Below are 23,406 nucleotides of genomic sequence, written 5' to 3'. Positions count from 1 at the left end.
ATTAAGGTTTATTGTGGGAAAAAATCTTAAACGAGATATGATGGAGTCATAGACCAAACCATGATATTTCTCCTAATAATATTAACTACACCTACATATTGTAAATATATAGAAAATGTAAACCTATACATAACTGATCAAGAGCAAGCTCAAATTAATGCAAATGCAGCACGAGTGAGTGAGCTTCTTTCAAGTGCAGATAATGTAATGAACTTAAAAATGGAGCAAAAAGTAGAAATGCTTCGTCTCTTCCTTGATAGTGCAAAGCTTGCCCATTTACAAGTAGAACTTGTAGATCAGAGCGGGAAATCTTTAGATCTTTTAAACTACTCAATCTGTCCTGATAGTAATTTGTTAGTTCAATTAAAAGATCTAGATGGCAAACTGCTTGCAACAATCAATCCAACTCAAGAAATGGTACAAGCAGCTAACTTCAAAAGCATGGTAAATGCTTTAAAAGTTGCGATGGAAGCGAAGCGTGAGCTAAATGCAACTGGTAAGTTCGTTCCAATGACAAATGCTGAAATGCCAAATACAGCACCTCATGAACAAACGTATATGTTAATTGGTGGCTTAATTGTACTTCTAGGTGCAGCTGCGCTAGTTCCAGCAGTACGATTAGCTCGTAAAGTAGAACAAGCGTAAGTACTTACTATGGAAAAGAGAAAGAAAGTACATAAGCGTAAGTCAAAATGGAGATGGGGGATCATTGGGATTCCCGTTTCCATTATTTTGTTTGGCCTTGGGATTGTTGCTTTTTTCTGTTGGGAACTGACGAAGCAAACGACATTATTAGCTCATACAGTCATTACACCTTATAAGCCTGCGGAACAAGAGAAAGAGTTTAAACAAGTTTGGTCTAAGTTTCCTGACCCAGGAGAGAAGCTTGGTGAGTTGAAGTTCCCTTCTATTTCGTATGAAGTTCCTGTTGTAGAAGGGACTCATCCGAAAGAACTGAAATCAGGAGTTGGGCATTTCGCTGGGAGTATGTTGCCTGGTCAAGGTGGAAATGTTGTGCTAAGCGGACACCGGAATACGAGTTTTCGTAAGCTGGAAGATGTGAAGAAGGGCGATCAAATCAAGTTTGAAACGCCGTATGGTGAGTTCGTGTATGAAATAACGGACTTTAAAATTACGGATGCGAAGGATGAGAGTATTATTGTTCCAACGGATTATGAGACGTTAACGTTAACAACATGTTATCCGTTTGATTATATTGGTGATGCGCCAGATCGTTTTATTGTGTATACGAAGCTTGTGTCTAAGCCAGATTTAGAGAAACAATCATAGTTTGAAGGATAAAACCCCACTGCTTATTTAAGCAATGGGGTTTATTTGTGCTGGAGAGTAAAAGAACTTCCCCGCCTTATCTAGTGTTATGGATAAGGCGGGGAAGTTCTTTTTGTATAGATAAGAGGTTATATGAGGAAATATATAAGTTAAGTGTTAGATATGAAGCGCAGTATAGTTTGATGAGTCAATTCAATTCCATGTATAATGTAAATTGGTACTTTATTCCTCAAAAACCTATAAAGTCGATTCAAGAAAGAAGGTTACATAATGAAGAAATTTCTATTTTGGATACTTGGTATTATTGTTGTTCTTCTAATCGCGGGAGGCGGTTATGCGTATTATATGTACTCATCTGTTACGGGAACACTCGATAAAGTGTATAAGCCGCTTGAACGAGATCATTCTACGAAACGATCTACTGATGTGAAGTTAGGAAATAAGGAGCCAGTGTCTATTTTATTATTAGGTGCAGATGAGCGCGGGGCAGATAAGGGGCGTTCGGATTCGATTATGTTGTTGACATTAAATCCGAAAGATAGTTCGATGAAAATCGTAAGTATTCCTCGTGATACATATACGGAGATTGTTGGGAAAGGGAAGAAGGATAAAATCAACCATGCGTATGCATTTGGCGGCATTGATATGTCTGTGAAGACGGTTGAGAATTTCTTAGATGTGCCGGTTGATTATTATATTGAAGTCAATATGGAAGGTTTTAAGGATATTGTTGACGCTGTTGGTGGAATCGATGTGTATAATGATATAGCATTTACCCTTGAGGGGATGTCATTTGAGAAAGGGAATATCCATTTAAATGGCGAGCAGGCACTGAAGTATACGCGTATGCGTAAGGAAGATCCGCGCGGCGATTTCGGTCGTCAAATGCGCCAGCGTCAAGTGTTAGAAGCGGTTATTAGTAAAGGCGCGAATATATCGTCCGTTACAAAGCTTGGCACGATGTTAGGAGCAGTTGAGCAAAACGTAAAGACAAATTTAAATCAGGATCAAATGTGGGATCTTCAAAGCAATTATAAAGCTGCGATGAATAAGAAAGAAGAGATTCAAATTCCTGGTGATGGTCGTAAGCAAGGTGGCGTTTGGTACTACTTTGTATCAGATAAAGATCGTCAAGACTTGTCTAATAAGTTAAAAGCTCATTTAGAGTTAACAAAATAGCAGTTAGTATAATAAGAAGCCTAATGACCCTGTTTTGGGAAATTAGGCTTCTTTGATGCTATTCAGCATATAAGCTGAGGCTATGGCTAAAAAAGTGACCTGCACTCATTTTCTTCGTCTGTTTTCACTTGGCGTGGACCGTTTCTATGCATGGCTGGATGCGCTCTCCCCTCTAAAAGAAAGGGTTTAATTAGGTTTTGAATTCATATTTACAAACTTCATACTAAATTTACAAAATATTTACGTTCCTACCCAAAAGTGCTATGATAATGACATGTTCAAAAAATGAACGGATGAATTGGGTTATGGAGGGGAACACTATGCAACAAGTTTTAAATGTGTTAGAGGTTATTAATCAAAACCCACAGATGAATCAAAAAAAGATCGCAGAGAAGTGCAATATATCTGTTGGTAAAGTGAATTATATTATGAATGATTTAACGAAGAATCAATATATCTATAGTGAAAAATCAGGGAAATACATGAATTATTATTTGTATAAAAAAGGCTTCGAATACATGCGCCAGGAACTAGCGGCTTATCAAGGGAAGAAGCTTCGCATTCATCGTAAAGAGAGCCAGAAAGTTACGCAAGCTGTTGTTCTTGCGGCTGGGAAGCGTCAAGAGTTTGGAAAGCCATCTGGTTTGTTGACAGTTGGGGAAAAGCTTTTGTTAGATCGTAGTTTAGAAATCCTTAAAAATAATGGGATTGAGAAGATCGTTGTGGTTGTTGGTTATAAGAAGGAGCAGTTTGAGGGCTGGACAGGCCGTCATAATGTGCACTTTGTGGAAAATCCGAAATATAAGTGGACGGGCTCGATGGCATCACTTGCAGCGGCTGGGGAGTTTATTACAGATGATTTCTTATTAATTGAAGATGATATTTTAATTGAAGAGAAAGCTCTTATTAAAGTATTAAACCATCCGGAACCAGATTGTGTACTTGTTACGAGTGAGAGTGGATCTGGTGATGAGGCGTTTGTTGAGATTCGGGACGGTTATCTTCATAACATTTCAAAGGATATTCATCAGTTAAACCGCATTGATGGCGAGATGGTTGGGGTTTCTAAAATTTCGTATGATGTGTTTATGAATATGTTAGAGACATACCGTCATAATCAAAATCCATATGTGAATTATGAATATTTACTTCTTGATGCGGCAAGGTTGTATGATGTTGGCTATGCGAAGTTATCAGATGTTGTATGGGCAGAGATTGATACAACGAAGCAATATGAAGTGGTGAAAAATAAAATTTACCCTCGTTTAGTGAAAAAAGAGGCGGAGTTTAAAGAGAGACAAATTAAAAGATATGTTTCAGAAGCACTTTCTATTTCAAAAGATGAAATTACAGATATTCAATCATTCGGTGGTATGACAAATACGAATTTTAAAGTCATTGCAGCCGGAGAGGAATATGTACTGCGTATTCCAGGAAGCGGTACGGAAGAGATGATTAGTCGCCGCGATGAAATGATGAATTCGAATTTAGCGAGTGATCTAGGAATTGATGCGAAGCTGTTATACTTTAATGCAGAAACTGGTGTGAAATTAGCGAAGTTAATTCCAAACGCTGAAACGTTAAATCCGAAAACGGCAAAACGTAATGACAATATGAAGTTAACAGCAACAATCTTAAACAAATTACACAGTTCAAATATCGTGATGGATAATACGTTTAATGTATTTGAAAAAATTGAGCATTATGAAGGGTTATTAAATAAAGTAAATGGTTCTAACTTCGATGATTATGAAGAAGTAAAGCGCCAAGTGATGCGATTAAAAGATATGTATGTAGCGATGGATGTTATGCTTACGCCTTGTCATAATGACACTGTTCCTGAAAACTTTGTGAAGAGCGGCGAAGACAAAGTGTACTTAATTGATTGGGAATATGGCGGCATGAACGATCCGATGTGGGATATCGCTGCGCATAGTTTAGAATGTGGATTTTCTTCAGAAGATGATGAGCTATTTTTAGATTACTATTTTAATGGACAAGTAGATGAGTCTTATAAAGAAAGAATATTGATGAATAAGATTTTCCAAGATTTCTTATGGAGTATTTGGACAAAGATTAAAGAAGCAACAGGAAGCGACTTTGGGACATATGGAATAGATCGTTATAATCGTGCGAAGGAAAATTTACAACTCTTCGTAGAGCTTGAGTGTGAGGTATTACAATGAGAAAAGTACAAAGTAAAGGCATATTTTATGGGATCTTTTCTGGTTTTGCGTGGGCTGTAGATACTGTATTGATTGGAATTATCTTATCTTCACAGCTGATGTTAGCGACAGAACAAGTTGTGTTTCTGGCGCCGCTTGTAAGTACGTTTTTACACGACTTTATGTCAACGTTATGGATGATGCTTTATATGGGGATCAAAGGGCAGTTGAAAACGGCTCTTTCTAAGTTGAAGACAAGAAGTGGACGGTTCGTTATGTTAGGAGCACTGATGGGTGGACCGATTGGGATGACGTTTTATGTATTAGCTGTAAAATATATCGGAGCTTCTTATACAGCAGCGATTTCCGCTGTCTATCCAGCGGTTGGTGCATTTTTTGCATTTGTATTTTTGAAAGATCGTCTTCGTTCGTGGAATTGGATTGGACTTGTCATTAGTATTACATTCATTATTATACTTGGATTTACAGGTGATGGCTTTGCAACTGAAAACTATATGTTAGGATTTATTTTCGTCCTTATTTGTATCGTTGGCTGGGGCTTAGAATGTGTAATCTGTGCGTACGGTATGAAAGATGAAGAAGTATCTCCAGAAGAAGCACTGCAAATTCGTCAGCTTGTTTCAGCAACAACATACGGACTTGTTATTTTACCTTCAGTTGGAGGACATTTCTTAACGAAACAAGTTGTGATGAGCAGCGAGTTTATGTTAATTATTGTGATTGCGTTAGTTGGAACAGCTTCTTATGTGTTCTACTATAAGGCAATTCATGAAATTGGACCGACAAAAGCGATGGCGCTTAACATTACGTATTCAGCATGGGCGGTTGTCATTTCTATGTTAGCATTAGGAGCACCTTTCTCATGGAAGTTAATTATTTGTTGTATTGCCATCCTTGTAGGGGCTGTATTAACAGTTGCAGATATAACTGAGTTTATGAAAGCGAAAAAATATAGAGGTGAAGTAACGTGAGAGCGATTTTATTAGCAGCAGGTATGGGAACTCGTTTACGTCCATTAACGTTAACGACTCCGAAATCATTAGTAGAGGTAAACGGCAAGCCGATGCTAGAGCGTCAAATTGAATATTTACAAGAAATCGGCGTGGAAGAAATTATTGTTGTAACAGGCTACTTAGCAGAGAAATTCGATTATCTTATTGATAAGTATAACGTGAAGCTGGTGCACAATGACAAATATAATGTGTATAACAATATTTATACAATGTATTTAGTTCGTGAATACTTGCAAGATGCATATGTAATGGATGCGGATGTTTATTTACACCGTAATATCTTTATCGAGAATCCAGAGTCATCTTTATACTTTAGTGCGAAGAAAGAAGATTTCCGTAATGAATGGATCATTAAGCATGACGAAAATCGTAAAGTATATGATATTGAAATCGGTGACGGTGATGATGACTACATCTTATGTGGTATTTCGTATTGGTCGAAAGAAGATGGCGTCCATATTGTGAAAAAACTAGAAGAAGTAGTAGATCAAGAAGATTTCACTGAACTATACTGGGACAATATCGTAAAAGATAACATTCAAGATTTAAATGTCCATCTGTACAAAATCGATAGCAATGATAGTTTTGAAATTGATTCTGTAGAAGATTTGCAGAAGGTAGAAGAAAAACTAGCAGTGTTAGCATAATAACAATTGTTGATGGTTTTATGAAAAAATTGGAATTTTTCTTGCCATATAAAATAAAACTAGCTAAGCTATATTTATAGGTTAAAAAAATGAAAAGTTGGGTGGAAAATATGGGTTCTATTTTAGTTTGTGGCGGAGCTGGTTATATTGGTTCTCACGCTGTGAAAAAGTTAGTGGATGAAGGACAATCTGTCATCGTAGTAGACAACCTACAAACAGGTCATGAAGATGCAATTGCAGAAGGCGTGAAATTTTATAAAGGCGATCTTCGTGATAAAGGTTTCTTAAGAGACGTGTTCCAGCAAGAAACAATTGACGCGGTGATGCATTTTGCAGCGGATTCTTTAGTTGGCGTGAGCATGGAAAAACCGCTTCAATACTATAATAACAACGTATATGGTGCACTATGTTTACTAGAGGTAATGGATGAGTTCAAGATTGATAAATTTATCTTCTCATCAACTGCGGCAACATATGGAGATGTAGATGTTGCGTTAATTTCAGAAGAAACACCAACAAATCCTACGAACACATATGGTGAAACAAAATTAGCGATTGAAAAAATGTTGCATTGGTATAGCCAAGCTTCTCATTTAAAATATAAGATTTTTAGATACTTTAACGTAGCTGGTGCAACGCCAAGCGGTATTATCGGTGAAGATCATCGTCCGGAGACACATTTAATTCCGCTTGTGCTGCAAGTTGCTTTAGGACAACGTGAAAAGATCATGATGTTTGGTGATGATTATAATACACCAGATGGTACATGTATTCGTGACTATATCCACGTTGATGATTTAGTAGCGGCTCACTTCCTTGGACTGAAAGATTTACAAAGTGGCGGGGACAGTGACTTTTATAACTTAGGAAACGGTAACGGATTTAGTGTGAAAGAAATTGTTGAAGCAGTTCGTGAAGTAACAAATCATGAAATTCCAGCAGAAGTTGCGCCAAGAAGAGCGGGAGATCCAGCGCGCCTTGTTGCATCTTCTCAAAAAGCAAAAGAAAAGCTAGGCTGGAATCCGCAATATACAGATGTAAAAACAATTATTGAACATGCGTGGAATTGGCATCAAAGCAAGCCACAAGGATATGAGAAGTAAAAATGATGTATAGAAGAGAGTGTATCGTCGTTCAACATATGTTCGACAATACACTCTCTTTTTGTATAAGATATTTGCTATACTAAAATGTACTGCGAAAGGAGGGTATATATGAAGATACTTGTTGTTGATGATGAATCGAGCATTCGAAATTTGATTCGTATGCAGCTGGAGATGGAAGGATATGAAGTACTTACTGCAGCTGATGGGAATGAAGCTTTGCAAAGGTGGGCCGAGGAGCCGGATGTATTGATTTTAGATGTGATGCTTCCGGATACGGATGGTTATGAATTACTTCGCGTATTCAGGGAGAAGGACCGAGATATTCCTGTACTTATGTTAACAGCGAAGAGTCAAATGAATGATAAGTTGCTTGGCCTTCAGCTTGGTGCGGATGATTATGTAACGAAGCCGTTCAATCATGCAGAGCTGATTCTTCGGGTGAAGAATATGGCACGGCGCGTAATAAAGCAGGGGATGCCTAAGGATGATAAGATCATTCGGGCTGGTGAACTCGTCATTTATCCGAATGAGCGGAAAGTGCATGTGAATGGAGAAGAAATTGATTTAACGTATCGTGAGTTTAATTTATGCCAGTTGTTTGCTTCACATCCGCAGCGTGTGTTTATGCGTGATGAGCTATTAGAGAAAGTGTGGGGTTTTGCGTACACGGGAAATACGAGAGCGGTGGATATTATGGTGCAGCGCCTTCGGAAGAAGCTTGGGGCAAGTGGTGAAAGTATTAAGACGATATATGGCGTTGGATATAAGTTAGAGTGTTAAAAGGTGATAAGATGTCGTTAAAACGAAATATGGTATTTGGTATAGTAGGGTTATTGATCCCGATTTTGTTTCTTCTTTATACGGTAATTTACATTACACTAGAAAAAAATATGTATCATAATGCGGCAGGTTCTTTAGAGAAGTTAAGCGTAGAAGCGCAAATTTATACGATGAACTATTTAGAGAAGGAAGCGGATATGGAGACACTCGGACCGAACTCACTGCTCATTGCTTCTTATTTAGCAAAGCGGATGGACGTTCGTGTGCAGATGATTGGGAAGAATGGGGATGTCGTTGCTGATACAGAAAAAGGAGCCTTGCTTCATAAGAATGTAGATATTGACCAGTCGTTACGTGGAAAGAAGGCATATGTGATTGAAAATGGTGATCCAGCGCCACTTCTTTTATTTTCGAGCCCGGTTTATTATGGAAGCGATGTCATCGGAGCCATTCGCTTTATTCATGAATTGCAAGATGAGAAAGAAGTTTTAATGAATGTGAGCTGGACATTTCTCATAACATCGATTTGTTTAGCAGCGGGGGGAATTTTCTTTGCAATCCGTTTAGCGAAGTCGCTTCATAAGCCAATTGATCAGTTAAGACAAATGGCAAAAAGGCTCGCAAATGGGGATTATAAAAGTAAAATTGAGCTAAATGAGTATGTCGAAATTGCCCAATTATCAGCGTCTTTCAATGCGATGGCTGATGCGATTGAACTGCATATAACGCAGTTAAAGGAAGAGAAAGAGAAACAAAAGGATTTCTTAGACCGAATTACGCATGAGCTGAAAACACCGCTTACTGCGATTATTGGATATGTAGATTTAATTCCGAAACTGGAGTCTTCGCGGGATGTAGAGGAAAGTCTTCATTATGTTTCAATTGAAAGTCATCGTCTATTATCACTCGTTGAGGAATTGTTACAATCTTCGAAGTACGGAACGAGTACGTTTGAAGTCTCTCCGACGATTGTAGATATAAAGCAAATTGCGGAAGAAGCAATTTCTATTGTGAAGCCTCGTCTAGAGCAATATGAGATAGAAGTTATGAATGAATTAACAGAGACACATGTTGTTGCTGATTTTGATAAGACGAAGCAGATTTTCTTAAATGTGTTTGATAATACGATTAAATATAGTGATGCGACGCAAATGAGGATGGATGTTGTTGTAAATGAAGAGGAAGCAAAAGTTCTCATCCATGATGATGGGATTGGTATGGATGAAGCGATACTTGCAGAATGGAATCGTTCTCCGAAGGGGAAAGTACTCTCTTCTAGTTATGGAAATGGATACGGTTTGTTTATTTGTCAGGAGATTATGAACAAGCAAGGCGGAAGCATGCGAATTGAAAGTAGTGAAGAAATGGGAACGATGATTGCTATTACATTTTTGCTGCCAAGACGCATGGAAGATATAAAAAACTTGAAAGCGGTTAAATGATACATTTATGAAACAATTATGCGGTATTTTCGAAACAACGTTTTCTTATTGTGGAGGTAGGCAGAAATGAAAAGGCTATCATTTCAAATTCTCTTGTTTGTCTTTTGTATGGTTGCTGCTCTTATTTTGTTTTATGTAATAGAGAAGCAATTGTATAACCGCGTTACAATTCTGGATGACAAGCAGGTTGTTTTAGAAAGAGCAAGTGAATCTCTTCCTACTGAAGTGAGAGTAAGACATGAGAAGTGGGGAGAAGTAGTTGTAACAGATGAAGTTCGTCTACATGCGATTGTTTCATTCTTTGACAAGATTCGAATAGAGCGAACAGAAGCGCAGATCCACGAACAAGTATTTACTGGAGAAGTAACGTACTTGAATGGGCATAGGCGTACTTTTGCAGTAGGTGACTTGTTCCAGTACGGGACAAACGTATACGGAAAGCCAGGTATGGATCCAATGATTTCCGCATTTCAAACGTATTTGCTGGGCCTATATTATACGCCAGAGCGTATTAGCGATTTCTTTGCATCAGCAAAGGAAGTTGTCTTGCGAGAAGGCGATGTAGTGCGTACCACGAATCTTGCGCCAATACTTGATTCGATTCGGCAAGCAAAGCAAATTACGGACTATGGAGAAATTCAGAAATTGCTGCAATCACAGAAGAATCCAATCGCTTATATTACTGCTTATCAAAATGGTAAACATGTAAAGAATGAACGCGAGGATATTTTAACGATTTCTGTATATCCTTCTTACTTTGTCGTTCAATATCTTGGCGATAATAATGGGAATGTGATGTATATGAAAGGCTCCCTAGCAACGTTATTTGTAAAGGAGAATGTTTCATGAGAAAGATAGCCTGTTTCTTCTTTTTGCTACTAATTGGAGGAGCGATGTCTAGTTGCTCTCGAGATACTACCTCTATTCAATATAATAAAAATGGTCTTCCAAATTTAAAAGATCGTCATCTTGTTGCGTACGTAGCAGCACGTGAAGAAGTCGGCGAAGCGCTTTTATCATCGTTTTGTAAATCACGAGGGTGCACGTATGAATTCATTCGTCTTTCTACAGAAGAAATTCTGAGGAGAGTAGAAGCGGAAGCGGGAAACCCGAAGGCGGATATCATCATTGGCGGCACAGTAGATGCACATCAAATGATGAAGCAAAAGGACTTATCGATTCCTGTTACAAGTAAGCATGCAACTAGCATTTCAAAAACTGTTAAAGATAGGGATAGTTTTTGGTATGGCTATGAAGTAGAGCAGCTTGCCATCGCCATAAATAAAGAGCGGTGGAAGCAGGAGATAGAGCCGCTTGGTCTTTCTTATCCATCAGAGTGGAAAGACTTATTACACCCTGCGTATGCTGGAAAGATTGTCATGCCCGACCCGAATATATCAGGAACAGCATATACATTTTTCGGTTCACTTATTGATATGTTCGGCGAAGAAGAGGCGAAAGGTTATGTAAAGAGCCTTGCTGGGCAAGTGGCAGAAGTAACGATGAATGGTTACATGCCGGTAGAGTATGTTGCAAGCGGTGAATATATGATTGGTATTAATTTTATGGGAGATCAACGGATGCTTCAAAAACAAGGCTTTCCGATTGTAAGCAAAGTTCCAGCGCAGACAGGGTTATCTGTCAATGCGATTTCGAAACTGAAACATGCACCGAGTGGTATTATAGCGGATTTATTTATTAATTATTGTTTATCAGAAGAAGCTGGGCATATTTTAGAAAAGGTTTCGTTTGGCGTACCAACGATGCTTGCGAAGAACGAGAAAGAAATAGAAGGTCAGCCTGTTAGAAGAACAAACAAGGATATATCAAATAGTGGGGTCATCGAGATATGGAATAGACAACGTCTCTCTCAGAAATGAGAAAAGGAGAAGAGATGGTATGTTTAATTGGTTGAAACCAGCACCAATGGTAGAAAGATTACCAGCGAATATGATTGATAAAGTATACAGACTACTGCGTCTTCGTGTGTTAATCGGTATTTCGGTTGGATATGCAGCGTATTATTTAGTTCGTAGTAACTTTACTTTATCAAGTACGTATTTAATGAAAGAATACGGTTTTAGTGCTTCTCAAATTGGATTACTAGGATCGGTAATGGCAATTGTTTATGGATTTAGTAAATTCTTTATGGGGAATTTATCGGATAAAGCGTTCGCCCAGCGTTTTATAGCGGTCGGTTTATTCTTATCAGGGCTTGTAAACTTATGCTTTGGTTTTGCTCATTCATTTGGAATGATTATCACATTACTTGTACTGAACGGTATTGTACAAGGTATGGGGGCACCACCTTGTAGTATTGTTATGACAAAGTGGTTCTCGAAGAAAGAACGCGGTACAAAAACAGGTATTTGGAATATTTCACATAATGTCGGCGGAATGCTTGTACCACCTCTTGTTGGTATCGGTGTAGGTATTTTCGGTGAAAGCCATTGGCAAGGCGGCGTATTTATCTTCCCGGCGATTATTGCGATGGTCATTGCTGTTCTTGTTTGGATTAATGCGAAGGATACACCAGAATCAGCTGGTCTTCCTCCAATCGACGAATATCGTAATGACTATGAAAATCTTGAAAAAGCAGATAATGCTAACAAGATGTCACCAAAAGAGATTTTGATGAAATATGTAGTAAAAAACAAATTTGTTTGGTACTTATGTATTGCGAATGCATTTGTTTACTTAATTCGTTTCGGTGTTATTAACTGGGTACCGATTTACTTAACAACAGTTAAAGGGTTTACGCAAGCACAGTCACATGCAGCGTACTCTATTTTTGAAGGAATGGCGATTCCAAGTTCATTAATCGTTGGTTTCTTAAGTGATAAGTTATTTAAAGGGAAACGTATGCCACTATGTGTTATTAGTATGGTAGGTGTTGTTATTGGAACGTTTGTATATTGGCAAGCATCTAGCGTACTTGTTGTGAGTATTGCGGTTTCTATCATCGGTTGTTTAATTTACGTACCACAGTTCTTAATTGGTTTAAGTGCAATGGAATTAGTGCCGAAATTTGCAGTAGGTACAACAGTTGGTATGTGCGGTCTATTCGCTTATGTAGGTGGAAGCCTTACAGCAAACCTAGTTATTGGATTTATTGTTGATAGCTCTGGTTGGGACGGGTGCTTCATCTTACTATTAGCAGGCGGTATTTTATCAACATTATTCCTATTAATTGTTCAACGTGGACATGAGAGAAAAGGTCCTGAAGGTAAAATTGCATAATCGTTTATGGAAGGAGAATCTATCAATTGATAGGTTCTCTTTTTTAATCAAACGTTTGTTTAAAATTTTAGTAGTCAATCACTCCATAATATAAGATGAAATTCGAATTTGTTTTCCCTCTCCATTCGTGCTAATTCTGATGCGATTTTTTGCTTCATAAGCATCCCTATCAGTTTTATCCCGCATTAACGGGCAGTAATACTCCCACCTCAAAATTCGGCGAGAGCAAAGAAGTTAGGTGGGAGATAAACTGCCCGTAAAAGCCCGATTGGTTCAACTAATAATCAGTGGGGGATGAAGAAAATCCCCACTGATTAAAGTTTCACTTTATATAATAACATTTTTAATATTTTATAAAAGAAAATTCTGTTAATTCTAAAATTTTATCTTGTTCTAATAATTTAATACTGCTATAATGACCATTAAATTCATTTTTAGGATTCATTATTTTAAGAAAGGGGGGTTATTACATTGAGAAAGTTCGCAATTTTCATTCTTTTTTTGATTCCTTTTCTACAATTGGTATTATTACCTTTCGCTAATCGAATTGGGCCATTTATAATTGGCTTGCCTTTTTTGCACTTTTGGTTATTTTTATGGATTGTGTTAACACCATTATGTACATTTGGTATTTATTCTCTACATAAGTCACAAGGAGGTTCTCTGTAATGAAAGGAAACATAACAGCATTAAGTATCACTGCTTTCATTGTACTAACTGTCGTTCTAATTGGATTTCTAGCAGGGCGGAATAAATCCGCACGAAGTTCTGTAGAAGAATGGTCTGTGGGAGGCAGACGATTTGGCGGACTGCTTGTCTGGTTTTTAGTTGGTGCAGATTTATATACCGCTTATACATTTTTAGGATTAACGAGTACTGCATATAAAGGTGGCAGTATCGCTTTCTTTGCGATTCCTTATTCTGTTTTAGCCTATTTTATCGCTTATTTTTTCCTTCCAAAGCTCTGGAAAGTTGCAAGTGTACATAAATTAACGACTCTTGCAGATTATGCGAGAGAACGCTTTAATAGTAAGTTTCTCTCTTCACTCATTGCCATTATCGGTGTATGTATGCTAATTCCTTATATTGATTTACAATTAAGCGGCATTCAAGATACGCTTCAAGTAGCTGGTGCAGGTTATATTAATGTAAAGGTAGTCGTCATTATTTCTTTTCTTCTTGTTGCCCTTTATACATTCTTTAGTGGTATTAAAGGACCGGCATATACTGCAATTATTAAAGATATTCTCGTTTGGGCCATTATGTTATTTATGGTTGTTTCACTTCCTATTATCCATTTTGGTGGTTGGAATCCTATGATACATACACTTGCCACTGAGGCACCACAACTGTTAACGATTCCAGATGCAGGACCAAAAGGGATTGTATGGTTTATAACAGCATCTCTCGTATCAGCTCTTGCATTATTTATGTGGGCACATGCAGCAACAGGTGTATTTACCGCTAAAAGTGCTGATGCTATTCGAAAAAATTCGATGTATCTACCTTTATACAATATCGTATTAATACTCGTTATTTTTCTTGGTTTTATTGCATTTCTTGTACTGCCAGAAGATACAAACCCACGCTTTGCTTTATTACATCTCATTCAAACTTCTTATGGTGGGGTAGCGCAAGGGTTGGCATATTCGACAATTGCTTTAGCTTCTTTAATTCCTTGTTCCATCATGGCAATTGGCGCTTCCAATTTGTTTGCAAATAACATTTATCGTGATCTCATGAATCCGAAGGTAGATGGTAGTCGTTTAACACTTGTGAACCGGATGATGGTGTTTGTTGTCATCGGACTTGCTTTGCTATTTGGATTATTGTTCCCAACTGCCCTTGTATCACTGCAGCTTTTAGGCGTATCTGGTATGGTACAAATCTTTCCAGCCATTGTTATTAGTTTGTTTTGGAGAAACCAATCAAAAGAAGCAACTATTATCGGGCTCATCATCGGTTTAGTTACTACTTTTACCGTATATGCAACGGGGTATTCTTTCGGAGTCTATGAAGGTTTTTGGGGATTAACTGCAAACGTTCTATCTCTTATTATTCTCAATCCTTTATTCGTAAAGAAAACAGCAAACAAATCAAACCTAGTGATTCAGCATCTATTTGACGAAAAAGAAACTGCACATCTACATGCAGAAAAAGGAGCATAATACGCATCTTCTATGAAAATTTTGGAGTGATCTAATAAAGTGAAACAATATACTGCATTTTGAATGTTTACTTTTGTTGGTAGTAGAGGAATTGGTGCAGGTAAATCCATTTTTTAAATTTTAAGCATATAAACGAAAAGACCTTTTAATGAAAATAAAAGGTCTTTTCTACCACTATATATGTATCACTTAAGATTTATACTTTTTTACTGTATAAGGGATAGTTACAATGTATAAATCGACAGCATAGATTGTAACCCAAATTCCTTTCCCTTCAGCTGCTAATTTTTTATTTAATTGAGATAAGTGTTCTGAAACTTTTCTCTTCCCCCATCTCCTAGGAAACCATTGAAAGACTTTCGGAACATTATGTTTCTTGTTATACCATACCTTTAATCTCCAAAAAACAAAAAAGAATAAAAAAATGATTATGAAGTTAAAGATGTCAAAATGTGAAATTCCTAAAATCATATGTACTCTACCTTTTTATTAAAATTTTGATAGTTTATCTCTTAATTCTAATTCCCCCTCTGTTTCAAAACCCTTAAATAATAAATGAGCAATTTGGTTATGATTAAAAAATACATTATATTCTTTTGATAAATTACCATGCTTAATTGATTTTTTAGTCCAAGTTTAGCTTCAACTTTAAGTAATATTAAAATCAGCATCTACAAATACACCCACTGCAGAGGTTGTTGCTTCTCATGATGAAGAATTATCACGTCACTTTGGTTTTGGATAAGGAACGTTCTATTCTCTATAAAAAGCGTTTTAAATTGGCTATGCAATTTATGTTGTATGGCCAATTTTATGATATTTATATGATTCTATACTTGAAATAACAGTTTTTTATGTTTTTATTTTTTTCCACAACTGTTTGCTAAGTGAACATGTTCATTAAAAATTTTGTTGTTAATTTGTTTTTCATATTTTTTTTATGTTTCATTTATTTCACTACCAGTTTTACTTTCGAAACTTTTCTCTAGTTCTGTTGCTATATCTCTTATACTTGTTTGTAAATCGTGAAATACCCCTATGTTTTTTTGAAGAGCATATGTATCTTCTTTTATAATATCATTTGATTTAAATGTTATTTCTGTCTTTAAAAGCATACGTTGCATTTCTCTTTCGACTTGTTTTTTAGCTGCTTGTAATTCATCAACAACCTGCTCTGCTAAATCCCCTGCAGCATTTTCAATTTGTTTTTCTATCTTTTTAATTTCTCCCATAAAATCCATCATATAATTATCCCCTTATTAATCCTTGAAAATTCTTTGCTAATTGATTGTCTTTATCTCTTAATGAACTTGCTGCATAACTAATATCTTCTCCAAATAGGCTTAAGCTCTTTTGTTCTTTTCTTAAAAGATGGATTAATTCTTCAGCTTTATTTGCATCATGAAAATAGTCATTTCCATCTTTTCTTGTTTTAGCAATTTGTGAGATGGCTTCATCTACTTCGTGCTCTTCTAATAAATGATATTTTCCACCTGGCCCTGTTTCATGCTTTAATTGATTTTTTAACTTTTGAATTGCTTCGGCTTCTTTTCTTTGAAGCTCTTCTATATTCTTTGCGATATCTGATAATTGATTGCTAAGCGTTTGAATTTTTTTTGCTTGTCCTATAATATCTTCAGGTTCTAATTTTAATACGGGACTTCCATTTGAATGAAAGGATCCTCTAAATGTATCTCTGCCGTGTCCTTCCATAGTTGCACGTGTGAAAAATCCTTCTTTTGTTCCGTTTTGTTTTACTGTAAATTGTTTACCAATTAAAGGAGATCCAAATTGAGTGTGGTTTCCAATTGGGTCGTTTTTATGTGTATAATCGGTTGCTTTATTATCCATTTCCCCCGTATCTACTCGTTTTTTTGCTTTGTCACTGAGTAATCGATAAGCATTAGGCGCGGCATAGGTAGTTGCATAACAATCTAGTTCTGCAGATACATATTGCGCTTCGGCACCACCTTTACTATGGCCAGTAGTATGAAGGGATGTAGGTTGATATTTATCTACTATATCTTTTTTGTCCATTCTAATGCTCTTTCAAATGACGTCGGTAAATATTGGAATTCACCTCCTATTGCTCCAAAATTTTTTTTGATTCCTAATGTAACTTGAAATGTATCTGCAGATAAATCTCCATCCCATTTACTAAATTCAGTTCCACGAAATGCGAGAACTATCTCTTCATAATGTGTTTTATTTTCTTCATATTTTTCTGCTGGTACTACTGCGATAGCTTGTAATCCATTTTTTACTTTTTCGCAATCTGCATCTATTGATTCTATAACCCTCCATGCTTTCCCATCACTACCTGCTATTTTTTCCCCTTTATGTAAATATGTATCTTTATAAACTTTATCTGATAACTCGAAATAATCTTCATCTGTCGCAATTGTATTCTTTTTAAATTCACTCATATGTTTCAACTCATTTCATGGTATATTTTAACTATATTCAAGAACAAGGGGATTTTAAATGAAAAAGAAATTGGTAGTTATTTTATCCATTATTTGTATTATAGCAGGAGGGTATTTTACTATGGAATACTTAAAACAAAAAGAAAAAGAAGAAAAGTTTTGGAAAGTGCAAGAAGCAAGAGTAGAGAAGTATATACATTATAATGTTAAAGATGTAAAATTTATTACATTTACAAAACAGGATGTAAGTTCAATGGGAGTTCCTTCTGTAGAAGGATACATAAATGATGATAAAGAATTGTGGTTTGATGCTAGTATAAGTACTACAGAGAATTTTGAGGATAAATTCGGTTGTTCAGGAAAATTATATGATAATTATGTGAAAAAACCTGAAAAATCAGTATCCGAAATTGAAAAAGAAGAAAAAGAAAAAAACAAGAGTAGTCTTTGAACTACTCTTGTCTTCTGTATCCCATTTTAAGAAGAATGCAATGAAAAGTTTTTTATAAGGTGATTTTCTATGAAGAAAATAATGATTTGGGTTGTATCTGTTATGGTGCTTATAGCAGGAGGGTATTTTACTATGAAATACTTTAAACAAAAAGAAAAAGAAGAAAATTTTTGGAAAGCACAAGAAGCACGAGTAGAAAAGTATATTCATTATAATATTAAAGATGTGAAATCTATTACGTTTACAAAACATGAGGTGAATCCGATGGGAATCCCTACTATAAAAGGATATATAAATGGTGATCAAGAATTATGGTTCGTTGCTAGTATCAGTACAACGAAAGACTTTGAAGATGATTTTGGACGTTCTGGAGAACTGGGGAAACTTATAAAAGATCCTGAAAAATCTGTATCCGAAATTGAAAAAGAAGAGAAGGAAAAGAAACAAGAGTAGTTCTTGCACTACTCTTATCTTCTGTATCCCATTTTAAGAAGAATACATAGGTAAGTTTTTATAAGGTGATTTCCTATGAAGAAAGTAATGATTTTGGTTGTATCTGCTATGGTGCTCATAGCAGGAGGGTATTTTACTATGAAATACTTTAAACAAAAAGAAATTGAAGAAAAGTTTTGGAAAGCACAAGAAGCACGAGTAGAAAAGTATATTCGTTATAATATTAAAAATGTAAAATCCATTACATTTACAGAACATAAAGTAAACCCAATGGGAGTTCCATCTGTAAGTGGATATATAAATAATGATAAAAAATTAGATTTTTTAGCTAGTATAACTACTACGAAGGGTTTTGAAGGTGATTTCACACGTTCTAGAGAACTTGGAAAACTTATAAAAAACCCTGGAAAATCCGTATCCGAAATTGAAAAAGAAGAAAAAAAGTCTTCAAAAATTTCTAGCAATACTCTATACTAAATTAGTAAAATTAACCATAAAATAGATTTTACTAATTTATTATTAAAGGGGAGATTGAAATGGCTGGACAAATTCGTATGAGCCCTGAGGAGCTAAAATCAAAGGCTGCTTTATATGGACAAAGTTCTCAACAAATTGATGATATTCTTCGTAAATTACAAGGATTGCAAAATGAATTACGTGGTGAATGGGAAGGTCGTGCTTTCGAAGGTTTTGATCGACAATTTAACGAATTAAGACCAAAAGTAGAAAACTTCTCACAATTATTACATGAGATTAATGTTCAACTTTCTAAAACTGCAGAAGCTGTTGCTTCTCATGATGAAGAATTGTCACGTAATTTTGGTTTGAAATAAGAAACGTTTTCTCTACATAAAAAGAGTTTTAAGTGAGCCATGCAGCTTTGTTGTATGGCTCATTTATTTTTTGAGATTGAATATTGAAATATGTAATAAATCAAGTATTCATATGAAGAGAATTCATATTATTCCATTTATAAAAATATATAAAATTTATTATTTTATTATATATAGAAATTTAACATTTGTTTTACAATATCTTCAAAAACAAATGTTAAAATTTAGTAGAAATGAGCAAGGCAAATTAATATGTATAAAGGAGATGCTGGAAAGTGGGAATTTTTGTATCAGAAGTAGAAACGTTTTTATTCTGTTCCGCAACAGTCACACAGCAAGATTGTACATTTGATTTTGTCGTTCGTAGTACGCCGATCGGACTTTCGATTTGTTTAGTAGAAGATTATGAAGTAGAGTGGCTTCCGATGAGAGTGGAGACATATTTGAAAGTGAATAGAAGCATGTTTCCAGATGAAGAGGAAAAAGAGGAATTTCGTAAGCAGTTAAATAGTGAAACGGGCTGGATGTTAGATAAGCAAGGTGATAACCAAGAAGGCATTGTTCAAAGAGCAATGCGAATGGATGAATATGAGGCGTTTCAAATGGTAGAAAAGAATATTCCGCGTGAGATGAGAAAAGACGTGACAACTTTTCCGTTAGAGTATGATTTGGGAGAAACGAAATCGAGCACTTGGAAGAAACACTGAAGCCGCCTTATGTAGAGCGGTTTTTTATATTTCTTAAAACTTGCTTAAAAGATATGTTGTTATATTTCTAAACATTGGTATTTTTGTTACAATATAAGTGATGGTGTAAAACTTTGTAAAGAAAGCGTAATAATGTAAAAATATATAAATCCATTTTGATTTTTCCACATATTAGCTGCGGCTATGAAAACAAAAAAGGAACTGACCACTTCTATGCATGGCCGGATGCTCTCTCCCGCCTAAAAAAGGGTTTATGTCGGTTTTTAATTTGGATCTATATAGTTATCGTTTTCTGAAAGTTTTATATAATTCAAGAACTACTATATAAAGATATAAAAGGAGAGAGAATATGTTACCAAATACCGTTCGTACTCCAAACAAAAAGAAGAAATGGATCATCATTGGGGTTATTGCATTAATTGTCATTATTGCGGCCGTCAATATCTTTTTAGTGCAAGGGAAGAAACAGGGCGCGGCAAAAGGAGACGCTGTTAGTTTTGAAAAAGTAACAGAACGTACACTCAATAATACGAAGTTGATTTCCGGACAAGTAAAACCTGGAAATATTGAGAGCTTCTACGCAGATCCGACTAAAGGAAAAGTGAAGGATATTGCGGTAAAAGAAGGGCAAGAGGTAGAAAAAGGAACGAAATTATTCTCTTATGATAATGAAGAAATTAACTTACAGCTGAAGCAAGCTGAGCTTGATCAAAAAATGGCAACTATGCGCTATGATCAAGGGAAAAAGAAAATAGATTCATTAAAGAAAGAGATTAAGAAAGCAAAAGATAGTGGTGCTGGCAAAGAAGTAACAGATCCTATGGAAGAGCAAGTAAGTGAATTAGAAATGGGACAAAAAACAATTGATCTTGAGAAAGAAAAAGGACAATTACAATCCCAAGAGTTACAGAAAAAACAAGGTGAACTCACAATTTATAGTAATTTCGCTGGTGTTGTACAAAAGCTAGATAAAGATGCAGCACAAAGTTCAGCGCAAGCAATGGGTGGACAAGGAAAATCATTTTTACAAATCGCATCTAAAGATCCGTTCCAAATTCAAGGGACATTAACAGAACTTCAAAAATCACAAATTCAAAAGGGTCAAACATTTACTGCAACAGCAAAAGCAAATAGTAAGAAGAAATGGACAGGGAAAATTACAGAAATAAGTGAATTCCCGACAAGTGCAGAGATGGCGCAAGGAGCTGGTGCGGGTGAGGGAACACAAAACATGTCTCAGTATACATATAAAGCAAGCCTTGATGGGCAGGAAGGTTTATCACCAGGCTATCATGTATCACTGCAAGTAAACTTAGAAAATAAGAAGATGATTGCTGTTCCTAGTAAGAGCATTGTAGAAAAAGATGGCGAACCATTTGTTTATGTAGAAGAAAAAGGAAAACTGCGTAAACAAAACGTGAAAAAAGGTTCTACTGATGGAGACTGGACAGAAGTTCTTGAAGGCGTAACAGTGGGGCAAAAGGTGGTTAAAAATCCTTCCGACAATGTATATGACGGAATGGAAGTGAAAGAAAAATGATTACGTTAAACAATATTCATAAAACATATTATCAAGGGAAACTCGCGGTACCGATTTTACATGGTATTAGTTTAACGATTCAAAGCGGTGAGTTTGTTTCCATTATGGGACCATCTGGTTCGGGGAAATCAACGCTTATGAATATTATCGGTTGTTTAGATCGTCCGACAGAAGGCGAATATATGTTAAATGACGTGAATATCTTAACAGCAGACGAGGCAAAACTAGCTCTTATTCGTAATGAATATATCGGCTTTGTATTCCAGCACTTTAATTTACTACCGCGTCTATCAGCGGTGGAAAACGTTGAACTTCCGCTTATTTATGGCGGTGTGAAGAAAGCAGAGCGCCGACAAAGAGCTCTTGAGGCACTTGGGAAGGTTGGATTATCTGACCGCGTGCATCATTTGCCAAGTGAACTTTCAGGTGGGCAAAAGCAGCGTGTGGCGATCGCTCGCTCTATCGCGAATGATCCGACGTTTATTATGGCCGATGAGCCAACTGGTGCCCTTGATACGAAGTCTGGACAGCAAGTTATGGACATTTTCACAAAGTTAAATGAAGAAGGTACGACGATTGTTATGGTTACGCATGAAGAGGAAGTTGCTGCGTATTCTTCGCGCCGAATCGTGCTAAGAGACGGGAAAATTACAGAAGATAGAAGGTGTGCGGTATGAGTTTACTAGATAGTATCAAAATTGCCCTATCTTCTATTCTAGCTCATAAACTGCGCTCAGCGCTTACGATGCTCGGAATTATTATCGGCGTTGGTTCCATTATTACTGTTGTTGCGATTGGGCAAGGCGGGGAAGCGGCGCTGAAGTCTCAGTTCGTTGGATCTGGTAATAACGTAATCCCAATTCATTATAGTGCGGATATAAATGATCCATTTGGTATGGAAATGATGGAGCAACCAAAGTTAACTGAGGAAGATATTTTTGAAATAAAAAAACTTCCAGAGATTGCGCATGTTCTTACAACGAATTCAAGCATGGAGCCACTCGATATTGAAGATAAAAAAGAGATGGTGAGTATTACAGGATTAGATAGTGAGTACTTCTCGGTAAATAAAGTAAAGGTATTAAAAGGTCGCTCTTTACAAGAATCAGATATTGCACAAGGTAATAACGTCGTGATGATCAGTAAGAGTATGGAAGAAAAGGTCTTCAAAAAGGAAAATCCAGTGGGCAAAATTATTGAGATGAAAGGCCAACCGATGCAAATTATCGGTGTCTATAAATCAGATAATGAGTTCATGGGAATGGGGCCATCGGAAGCGTTAATTCCAATTACATTATGGCCAACATTATATGGAAAAGACGAAATTCAAAGTATTTCGGTTCAAGCGAAAAATGTAGATGATTTAGAAAAAGCGGGTAAAAAAGCCGCTGATGTATTAAATAGTCGTAAGCCAAGTGATGCATCAGGTAAATACGAAGTGATGAATTTAAAAGAAATTCAAGAAGGTATTTCAAAAATGACTGGTATCATGACGATGATTATCGGCGGTATCGCAGGTATTTCATTAGTCGTTGGTGGTATTGGTGTTATGAACATTATGCTTGTGTCTGTAACGGAGCGTACGCGTGAAATTGGTGTACGTAAAGCACTTGGAGCAACGCGCAGTAAAATCTTGCTGCAATTCTTAATTGAAGCGGTTATGTTAACGCTTCTTGGTGGATTAATCGGAATTGGTCTTGGGTATGGCGGCGCATATATTGTATCCACATTTGCGAAGTGGCCACCGCTTGTTTCATGGGAAGTTGTCGTTGGTGGCGTGTTATTCTCGATGACGCTTGGTATTATCTTCGGATTAATTCCAGCGAACAAAGCAGCAAAATTAGATCCAATTGAAGCACTTCGTTACGAATAGATTGCTAGTGTAGTAGAGGGGGTATTCCTCTACTACACATACATATTGTTCTGACAGGCGGTTCGCCGCCTC

23 protein-coding genes and 3 pseudogenes are annotated in these 23,406 nt (G+C 36.4%); 22 read left to right on the top strand and 4 right to left on the bottom strand.

Features of this window, described 5'->3' with window-relative positions; translation table 11 throughout:
- Nucleotides 1-60 precede the first annotated feature (60 nt).
- From HRG09_RS08770 to HRG09_RS08705, 14 genes are all read left to right on the top strand, one after another.
- Nucleotides 61-645, top strand: coding sequence for a hypothetical protein (locus tag HRG09_RS08770; RefSeq protein ID WP_254610047.1), 585 nt, complete (start codon nucleotides 61-63; stop codon nucleotides 643-645).
- A 9-nt stretch (nucleotides 646-654) separates the two neighbouring features.
- Entirely contained in the window at nucleotides 655-1,290 is a 636-nt protein-coding gene (locus tag HRG09_RS08765) for a class D sortase (protein ID WP_174100435.1), read from the top strand.
- A gap of 270 nt (nucleotides 1,291-1,560) precedes the next feature.
- Nucleotides 1,561-2,469 (top strand): polyisoprenyl-teichoic acid--peptidoglycan teichoic acid transferase TagU, encoded by a 909-nt coding sequence (gene tagU, locus HRG09_RS08760; RefSeq protein WP_217447970.1) that lies wholly within the window; start codon nucleotides 1,561-1,563, stop codon nucleotides 2,467-2,469.
- 320 nt (nucleotides 2,470-2,789) lie between these two features.
- Nucleotides 2,790-4,655, top strand: coding sequence for an NTP transferase domain-containing protein (locus HRG09_RS08755; RefSeq protein WP_174100434.1), 1,866 nt, complete (start codon nucleotides 2,790-2,792; stop codon nucleotides 4,653-4,655).
- Nucleotides 4,652-5,626: a DMT family transporter gene (locus tag HRG09_RS08750; protein ID WP_174100433.1), complete on the top strand. Its 975-nt coding sequence runs from the start codon at nucleotides 4,652-4,654 to the stop codon at nucleotides 5,624-5,626. Before HRG09_RS08755 ends, HRG09_RS08750 begins: the two co-directional genes overlap by 4 nt.
- Entirely contained in the window at nucleotides 5,623-6,315 is a 693-nt protein-coding gene (locus HRG09_RS08745) for a sugar phosphate nucleotidyltransferase (RefSeq protein WP_174100432.1), read from the top strand. The genes HRG09_RS08750 and HRG09_RS08745 overlap by 4 nt, the downstream gene beginning before the upstream one ends.
- Before the next feature lie 110 nt (nucleotides 6,316-6,425).
- Nucleotides 6,426-7,418 carry a UDP-glucose 4-epimerase GalE gene (galE, locus tag HRG09_RS08740; protein ID WP_174100431.1) on the top strand — a complete coding sequence of 331 codons (993 nt, stop codon included), beginning with the start codon at nucleotides 6,426-6,428 and terminating at the stop codon, nucleotides 7,416-7,418.
- Nucleotides 7,419-7,529: 111 nt separating this feature from the next.
- Entirely contained in the window at nucleotides 7,530-8,201 is a 672-nt protein-coding gene (locus tag HRG09_RS08735; protein ID WP_174100430.1) for a response regulator transcription factor, read from the top strand.
- Nucleotides 8,202-8,212: 11 nt separating this feature from the next.
- Complete coding sequence (locus tag HRG09_RS08730) at nucleotides 8,213-9,643, top strand: HAMP domain-containing sensor histidine kinase (protein WP_174100429.1); 1,431 nt, start codon at nucleotides 8,213-8,215, stop codon at nucleotides 9,641-9,643.
- Between the two features lie 66 nt (nucleotides 9,644-9,709).
- Nucleotides 9,710-10,492: a DUF3919 family protein gene (locus HRG09_RS08725; protein WP_174100428.1), complete on the top strand. Its 783-nt coding sequence runs from the start codon at nucleotides 9,710-9,712 to the stop codon at nucleotides 10,490-10,492.
- Nucleotides 10,489-11,523, top strand: coding sequence for an ABC transporter substrate-binding protein (locus tag HRG09_RS08720; RefSeq protein WP_174100427.1), 1,035 nt, complete (start codon nucleotides 10,489-10,491; stop codon nucleotides 11,521-11,523). Before HRG09_RS08725 ends, HRG09_RS08720 begins: the two co-directional genes overlap by 4 nt.
- Before the next feature lie 19 nt (nucleotides 11,524-11,542).
- Complete coding sequence (gene pgtP / locus HRG09_RS08715; protein ID WP_174100426.1) at nucleotides 11,543-12,883, top strand: MFS transporter; 1,341 nt, start codon at nucleotides 11,543-11,545, stop codon at nucleotides 12,881-12,883.
- A 471-nt stretch (nucleotides 12,884-13,354) separates the two neighbouring features.
- Nucleotides 13,355-13,552, top strand: a complete 198-nt coding sequence (locus HRG09_RS08710; protein WP_174100425.1) for a DUF3311 domain-containing protein — start codon at nucleotides 13,355-13,357, stop codon at nucleotides 13,550-13,552.
- Nucleotides 13,552-15,051 (top strand): sodium:solute symporter family protein, encoded by a 1,500-nt coding sequence (locus HRG09_RS08705; protein WP_174100424.1) that lies wholly within the window; start codon nucleotides 13,552-13,554, stop codon nucleotides 15,049-15,051. The genes HRG09_RS08710 and HRG09_RS08705 overlap by 1 nt, the downstream gene beginning before the upstream one ends.
- A gap of 189 nt (nucleotides 15,052-15,240) precedes the next feature.
- Here HRG09_RS08705 and HRG09_RS08700 read toward each other — a convergent pair whose 3' ends face one another.
- The 4 genes and pseudogenes from HRG09_RS08700 to HRG09_RS08685 all read right to left on the bottom strand — a co-directional run bounded on the left by HRG09_RS08700 (nucleotide 15,241) and on the right by HRG09_RS08685 (nucleotide 17,477).
- Nucleotides 15,241-15,522: a hypothetical protein gene (locus HRG09_RS08700; RefSeq protein ID WP_174100423.1), complete on the bottom strand. Its 282-nt coding sequence runs from the start codon at nucleotides 15,520-15,522 to the stop codon at nucleotides 15,241-15,243.
- A gap of 18 nt (nucleotides 15,523-15,540) precedes the next feature.
- A pseudogene (locus HRG09_RS08695) lies at nucleotides 15,541-15,663 on the bottom strand (DUF4176 domain-containing protein); the annotation flags it as partial.
- A 248-nt stretch (nucleotides 15,664-15,911) separates the two neighbouring features.
- A pseudogene (locus HRG09_RS08690) lies at nucleotides 15,912-16,295 on the bottom strand (hypothetical protein).
- Between the two features lie 4 nt (nucleotides 16,296-16,299).
- Nucleotides 16,300-17,477 (bottom strand): annotated as a pseudogene (locus HRG09_RS08685) (alpha/beta hydrolase family protein).
- Nucleotides 17,478-17,535: 58 nt separating this feature from the next.
- Here HRG09_RS08685 and HRG09_RS08680 point away from each other — a divergent pair.
- The 8 genes from HRG09_RS08680 to HRG09_RS08645 all read left to right on the top strand — a co-directional run bounded on the left by HRG09_RS08680 (nucleotide 17,536) and on the right by HRG09_RS08645 (nucleotide 23,334).
- Entirely contained in the window at nucleotides 17,536-17,928 is a 393-nt protein-coding gene (locus HRG09_RS08680) for a DUF1433 domain-containing protein (protein ID WP_174100422.1), read from the top strand.
- Between the two features lie 69 nt (nucleotides 17,929-17,997).
- Nucleotides 17,998-18,381 (top strand): DUF1433 domain-containing protein, encoded by a 384-nt coding sequence (locus HRG09_RS08675; RefSeq protein ID WP_174100421.1) that lies wholly within the window; start codon nucleotides 17,998-18,000, stop codon nucleotides 18,379-18,381.
- Nucleotides 18,382-18,456: 75 nt separating this feature from the next.
- Nucleotides 18,457-18,858, top strand: coding sequence for a DUF1433 domain-containing protein (locus HRG09_RS08670; RefSeq protein ID WP_174100420.1), 402 nt, complete (start codon nucleotides 18,457-18,459; stop codon nucleotides 18,856-18,858).
- 59 nt (nucleotides 18,859-18,917) lie between these two features.
- Nucleotides 18,918-19,214: a WXG100 family type VII secretion target gene (locus HRG09_RS08665; protein ID WP_174100419.1), complete on the top strand. Its 297-nt coding sequence runs from the start codon at nucleotides 18,918-18,920 to the stop codon at nucleotides 19,212-19,214.
- A gap of 275 nt (nucleotides 19,215-19,489) precedes the next feature.
- Nucleotides 19,490-19,921, top strand: a complete 432-nt coding sequence (locus HRG09_RS08660) for a hypothetical protein (protein WP_174100418.1) — start codon at nucleotides 19,490-19,492, stop codon at nucleotides 19,919-19,921.
- 349 nt (nucleotides 19,922-20,270) lie between these two features.
- Entirely contained in the window at nucleotides 20,271-21,461 is a 1,191-nt protein-coding gene (locus tag HRG09_RS08655) for an efflux RND transporter periplasmic adaptor subunit (protein WP_174100417.1), read from the top strand.
- The gene (locus HRG09_RS08650; RefSeq protein ID WP_174100416.1) at nucleotides 21,458-22,138 is read left to right on the top strand and encodes an ABC transporter ATP-binding protein; all 681 of its coding nucleotides are present in this window, start codon (nucleotides 21,458-21,460) and stop codon (nucleotides 22,136-22,138) included. The genes HRG09_RS08655 and HRG09_RS08650 overlap by 4 nt, the downstream gene beginning before the upstream one ends.
- A complete protein-coding gene (locus HRG09_RS08645; RefSeq protein WP_174100415.1) occupies nucleotides 22,135-23,334 on the top strand; it encodes an ABC transporter permease in 1,200 nt (399 codons plus the stop codon). Before HRG09_RS08650 ends, HRG09_RS08645 begins: the two co-directional genes overlap by 4 nt.
- Nucleotides 23,335-23,406: the final 72 nt, after the last annotated feature.

It is taken from the genome of Bacillus sp. Xin1, from assembly GCF_013314535.1.
Lineage (GTDB): Bacteria > Bacillota > Bacilli > Bacillales > Bacillaceae_G > Bacillus_A.
Note: the sequence above shows the minus strand (reverse complement) of the source record. Positions and strands in the feature narration are given on the sequence as shown.

Bases quoted from the DNA above. Each gene is read 5' to 3' on its own strand.
- HRG09_RS08770 (WP_254610047.1), top strand. From the start codon at position 61: ATGATATTTCTCCTAATAATATTAACTACACCTACATATTGTAAATAT.
- HRG09_RS08765 (WP_174100435.1), top strand. From the start codon at position 655: ATGGAAAAGAGAAAGAAAGTACATAAGCGTAAGTCAAAATGGAGATGG.
- tagU (WP_217447970.1), top strand. From the start codon at position 1,561: ATGAAGAAATTTCTATTTTGGATACTTGGTATTATTGTTGTTCTTCTA.
- HRG09_RS08755 (WP_174100434.1), top strand. From the start codon at position 2,790: ATGCAACAAGTTTTAAATGTGTTAGAGGTTATTAATCAAAACCCACAG.
- HRG09_RS08750 (WP_174100433.1), top strand. From the start codon at position 4,652: ATGAGAAAAGTACAAAGTAAAGGCATATTTTATGGGATCTTTTCTGGT.
- galE (WP_174100431.1), top strand. From the start codon at position 6,426: ATGGGTTCTATTTTAGTTTGTGGCGGAGCTGGTTATATTGGTTCTCAC.
- HRG09_RS08735 (WP_174100430.1), top strand. From the start codon at position 7,530: ATGAAGATACTTGTTGTTGATGATGAATCGAGCATTCGAAATTTGATT.
- HRG09_RS08730 (WP_174100429.1), top strand. From the start codon at position 8,213: ATGTCGTTAAAACGAAATATGGTATTTGGTATAGTAGGGTTATTGATC.
- HRG09_RS08725 (WP_174100428.1), top strand. From the start codon at position 9,710: ATGAAAAGGCTATCATTTCAAATTCTCTTGTTTGTCTTTTGTATGGTT.
- HRG09_RS08720 (WP_174100427.1), top strand. From the start codon at position 10,489: ATGAGAAAGATAGCCTGTTTCTTCTTTTTGCTACTAATTGGAGGAGCG.
- pgtP (WP_174100426.1), top strand. From the start codon at position 11,543: ATGTTTAATTGGTTGAAACCAGCACCAATGGTAGAAAGATTACCAGCG.
- HRG09_RS08705 (WP_174100424.1), top strand. From the start codon at position 13,552: ATGAAAGGAAACATAACAGCATTAAGTATCACTGCTTTCATTGTACTA.
- HRG09_RS08700 (WP_174100423.1), bottom strand. From the start codon at position 15,522: ATGATTTTAGGAATTTCACATTTTGACATCTTTAACTTCATAATCATT.
- HRG09_RS08680 (WP_174100422.1), top strand. From the start codon at position 17,536: ATGAAAAAGAAATTGGTAGTTATTTTATCCATTATTTGTATTATAGCA.
- HRG09_RS08675 (WP_174100421.1), top strand. From the start codon at position 17,998: ATGAAGAAAATAATGATTTGGGTTGTATCTGTTATGGTGCTTATAGCA.
- HRG09_RS08670 (WP_174100420.1), top strand. From the start codon at position 18,457: ATGAAGAAAGTAATGATTTTGGTTGTATCTGCTATGGTGCTCATAGCA.
- HRG09_RS08665 (WP_174100419.1), top strand. From the start codon at position 18,918: ATGGCTGGACAAATTCGTATGAGCCCTGAGGAGCTAAAATCAAAGGCT.
- HRG09_RS08655 (WP_174100417.1), top strand. From the start codon at position 20,271: ATGTTACCAAATACCGTTCGTACTCCAAACAAAAAGAAGAAATGGATC.
- HRG09_RS08650 (WP_174100416.1), top strand. From the start codon at position 21,458: ATGATTACGTTAAACAATATTCATAAAACATATTATCAAGGGAAACTC.
- HRG09_RS08645 (WP_174100415.1), top strand. From the start codon at position 22,135: ATGAGTTTACTAGATAGTATCAAAATTGCCCTATCTTCTATTCTAGCT.